Source organism: Microcoleus sp. B7-D4, from assembly GCF_036705125.1.
GTDB lineage: Bacteria > Cyanobacteriota > Cyanobacteriia > Cyanobacteriales > Microcoleaceae > Microcoleus.
The window spans coordinates 1-4456 of record NZ_JAUBTT010000210.1; the positions used below are offsets into that span (position 1 = coordinate 1).

Below are 4456 nucleotides of genomic sequence, written 5' to 3' on the forward strand. Positions count from 1 at the left end.
CAGCAATCCTTTTAGGAGAAGCGATTGCAGAGTACCGCAAGCGGCATTCTTTAAAAAATACCGAGGCTGACTTAGCAAATGCTGCCGATCGCCCCGCAGACCCCCAGCCCACAGAACCGGAGCCAACGGAAGCAAAGGCAGCAACACCAGCGAAAGCTAAGCGGGGTAAGACAAGTAAAGGTGCTAGTTGATGTCTAGCAACCGTCTAGCGTTAAATTTTCACATTTCAAGCCCAAACCATACCGACCGTTATTCCTTGACCTTTATTACAAAGAAGTAAATGAACAGTTCCGATCGGCTAGACCGAATAGAAGCAATTCTTGCCGCCACCGCAGTGCAGCAGCAGGCGAACACTGAGGCGATCGGACGGCTGGAAGTTCAGACGCAAGCCAACGCGGTCGCGATTGATCGGCTGACCGAGCGTGTTGACCGCCTATCAGACCGGATAGACCGCATGATTCCAGCAATCCAGAGCCATCAAGAAGCGTTGAGGCTCCTTGCTCAGCAGCAAAACGACTGGCGGGAGCAAATGCGAATCATCCAGACAGAAATTCGCGACCTCTGGCAATATCTCAACAACCAACTCCGTAACCGTGGCAACGGCGGCGGGCAAAACTGAAGCGGCTGCTGATCGAGCGTGGGTGTGGGGGAGTTGCGGGCGATCGGCGGGCTGGGGAGTTGCGGGGAGTTGCGGGCGATCGGCGACCACTTAATGCTTTGCACCAATATCTTTGCTACATGAAATGATTTTGCCCCCGGCAAAAACTACGCTATTAGTAATTGTCACCCGTTTTTTTGTGGAAACCCTTTCCACAAAACTCTTTGAGCCTTTTTGATTAGAGTATACTTTTTTCAATTTGATTTCTCAATTAAGAAATCAAAAAGGCTTCAAATCAAAGCTGATAGTATATATTCCGAATATATACCCTGACAAAATGCCTTTGTCGGGAAGGGCGGTGAGCCAGTCGATCGAAGCAGCAAGGAATTCGCGAATGTCAGCCAAACCACTACATATAGTGCAAATGGCGCTAATTTGCTCATAATTTGAGCAAAACCTTGATCCAAAATGATTGTTACCGTATCATTAGTGATAACTCTAAAACGAGGAGGAGGTGAAAAATGGCGCGAAGATGGAAGCATTCGGTAACAGTTTACCTAACTGAAGCGGAATATCTATTAATTACAAGTAAAGCATCGCAATTAGAAACTTCTAGTTCGAGCTTTACTAAGCAAGCGCTCAAAACTTACATAAAGCATTTAGAAAAGCATCTCCAGGATGCTGCACCTATTGCAGCGTAGGGCTTCCAGAAAGCTTGCAGGCATTATTTTCGCTCGTTTTAAGGCAAAAAAATCGCTGCACCTTGTCGAGAGGCACAGCAAACAATTATTTAGTTTAGTAATTTCAGTATATATGAGTCTATCTACCTTTTGTTAGCAATTTGCTGGCAACTTGGGGATAGACAGCGAACGATTTGCCAGCCTCTCGTCAATAGTGTAGCGGGTCAACTTTACGGAGATTCACCCGCTATGGACACTATTCTACCAAATCCAGATAACTTTAGTCAAGAGCTAGAAAGTTTAGATAACTCTAGTAAAGTCTTGACAAGTTTGGATAACTTAGCACCGGAACATCAAGCCGACATCGAAGCCGACATCGATCGGGACGCTGTAGTGCCACCCCAACCCACGCCGGATTTAGAGGGATTAGGGATACTGTGCAGCATCAGCGAAAAATTCCTCACCCCCGAACACGAAGCACACATCGCAGGCAGAGGCTTACTCAATAATTGGGCCCGCGAAGGCTGCCACAGTGCCAGCATCGCCCAAGCTTCACATTATTTAGGATATTCGGTAAAATCGGCGGGCATCCTATTCATGGGGCAAAATGGGCAAGTGCAATTCCGGCCTGATATTGCAGAGAAAAGACCGGGAAAAAAGAAGCCGCTAAGGTATCTTTCGCCAGTTGGAGAATTTGATGCACTCCTACCCCCATCCCCCGATAACCCGCTCTACTGGGAGATTGAAGCCCTAAAGCGAGAAGCTTTCTATATCAATGATGTACCCTACATCCTGATTACTGAGGGAGTATTCAAAGCCCTTGCTGGGTGCTCGAATGGTATCCCTACGATTTCCTTGCTGGGAGTAGAGCAAGGCCTCACAGGTAAAGCCCGCGACCCCGAAAATCAGCGATTCCTAGTAGCCACACTGAGAAGGCTTGCAGAAGCTGGTTTTGGTTTTATTATTGGCTTTGATGCTGATGCGGCCACAAATCCAAATGTCCGTGCAGCCGAGAAGAAATTGGCCAAGCAATTGGCTAAATTCAATGTGTTAGTGAGAACTGTCACGGGCGCATGGGAAGCCGGCCCGAAGGGGGAATTCAAAGGGATGGATGATTTTATCCAGCACAAAGGGATTGAGGAATTCCGAGCAATCCTCACCAAAGCAAAACTGTTTGGCGAAAAAGAGGGTGATGCCGATGGCGAGAAGAAAAGCAAATTCCCTAGCGCTGATGCGATGTCGAGAGAGATAGCAGAGGATTATCGAGATAAGCTTGCCTTCAACAATGAAGTGCTTTGCTGGTATCACTACGAAGCCGATACAACGGGTATTTGGAGTCCAGAAACGGATGAATACGTTGAATCTATTATCTACCAAATCATCAAATCTAAGGGCTTAAAAAACCTACCGCCAACTTACGTCAGCTCGGTAAAACGTTTCCTGCGACATGAATTAATAGAGCGGAAATGGAAGTCGAAAGCTGGCTTACTTCCCTTTCAGAATGGAGCTTTAGAGATTGCTACGGGCAAATTATATCCCCACTCCCCCGGCTACAAATTCACATGGGCGTTGCCACGCCCGCACTCAGTTGTCGATACTGAGTGGGGAAAAATCAGACAATGGCTAGACTTTGCCACACACGGCAACATTCATGTGCAGAATCTTCTGTTAGCCTTTGCTGCTGCTGTTCTTAAAGGCCGAGCGGAAGTCCAAAAGTTTTTGCACTTAATCGGTATCGGAGGCAGTGGAAAGGGTACATTTATTCGGTTGTTAGTAGCGCTAATTGGAATAGAAAATACGCACAGCAGCACTTTAGAGGATTGGTGCAACAATCGCTTTGAAGCAGCCCAAGCTTACTGTAAACGGCTGCTAATATTCCCAGATGAAAACCGAGGAACGCGGTCGCTAGGCAAGTTCAAACAGGTGACGGGCGGGGATTGGCTGCGGGCTGAAGAGAAGGGTCAGAAACCTTTTAAATTCAAGTTTGAAGGCATGGTTGTTGTCGCCTCAGAGTTCCCTATTTTCGGCGCTGATTCAGGCAGTGGCATGGCCCGCCGTACAATCTCTGTGCCTTTTAGCGCTGCCGTCGGAACCCGTCGGGATTTGGACAAGGAATTCCTGCCAGAACTGGCCGCTTTTACCAATTACCTGCTCTCACTTGATGATGCTTGGGTGGAGAATACCTTGCGTGGTGTGATGGATATTCCTGAGATTGGGGCCCAATTCTGGGAGAGCAAGATTCGGGAGGATAGTGTGGCCGGCTTCCTCAATGACAAATTGATATTAGACCCATTCGCTCAAACCAGCATAGGGGATTCCCCTAATGCTGAAGGTACGCTTTATCAGGCTTACCACCAATACTGTGCAGACCAGGGCCACAAACCGCAGGCGGTGAAGAACTTCAGCCCCAATCTAATTGAATGCGCCAGCACAATCCTCGGATGGCAGATAGAAAAAGCGCATACCAAGATAGGCAAAATCATCAAAGGTTTGCGTCTCCGAACCAAAGCAGACGAGCATATCCCGACCTACGATTACGAATTGCAATTGCGCTGCAAAGCTGGTGACGGATGCGGTGACGGGTCGGTGACGGTTCCGGTGACGGGTCAGAACCTTTACTCAGAGACGATTACAGCTTCGGTGACGGATAAACCCTTATCTCAAGGGGAAGAAAATGTCGAAATACAAACAGAAATAAAAAAAGCTCCCGTCGAGGTCAACGAGAGTGTTATCAGCAATGCAGATAATGAGGTATCGGTGAATCCGTCACCATCGCCCGAACCCTTGCCAGTAGCCGATTGTGACCCGTCACCGAATCCGTCACCGAATCCGTCACCGAATTCCGCAGAACTCAACGAAAATGAGCTCAACCTGGTAGAGATGATTCGTGTGGCAACGGCAGAACCCGACCCCGAAGCTGCACGACGGGCAGTGGCCGACATTCTGCCAATTCTCAAAGATGTCTGTGCCAGGGGAGCTGCAAACCGTGAGAAAGTTTGGGCCGCTTTAACCGAATCGGAGCGGACGACATTCTCTGCGCTATCGGCTCCGCCTCTGGCACTTACCGACAATCCGCCAGAGCCAGAACCCCCGCAACCCGCGCCAGAGCCAGAAATTATCGCCCCCGCCGATGCCGAAAAATTGCGAGAAATTGCGACTGTTTGGTGGCCCGAATACT

The 4456-nt window shown here is 48.7% G+C and carries 3 protein-coding genes and 1 pseudogene; all 4 read left to right on the forward strand.

From position 1 onward, the window contains the following. A pseudogene (locus QUB12_RS36705) lies at positions 1–191 on the forward strand (hypothetical protein); the annotation flags it as partial. 89 nt (positions 192–280) lie between these two features. Next, complete coding sequence (locus tag QUB12_RS36710) at positions 281–619, forward strand: hypothetical protein (protein ID WP_333311014.1); 339 nt, start codon at positions 281–283, stop codon at positions 617–619. Positions 620–1119: 500 nt separating this feature from the next. Continuing rightward, on the forward strand, positions 1120–1299 hold the full coding sequence (locus QUB12_RS36715) for a hypothetical protein (RefSeq protein WP_333311016.1): 180 nt from the start codon (positions 1120–1122) through the stop codon (positions 1297–1299). 228 nt (positions 1300–1527) lie between these two features. After that, positions 1528–4456, forward strand: a 2929-nt coding sequence (locus QUB12_RS36720) for a phage/plasmid primase, P4 family (protein WP_333311018.1), incomplete at its 3' end; no start/stop codon positions are given.

Excerpts from the sequence above, each read along its gene's own strand:
- QUB12_RS36710 (WP_333311014.1), top strand. The coding sequence starts at position 281 with ATGAACAGTTCCGATCGGCTAGACCGAATAGAAGCAATTCTTGCCGCC.
- QUB12_RS36715 (WP_333311016.1), top strand. The coding sequence starts at position 1,120 with ATGGCGCGAAGATGGAAGCATTCGGTAACAGTTTACCTAACTGAAGCG.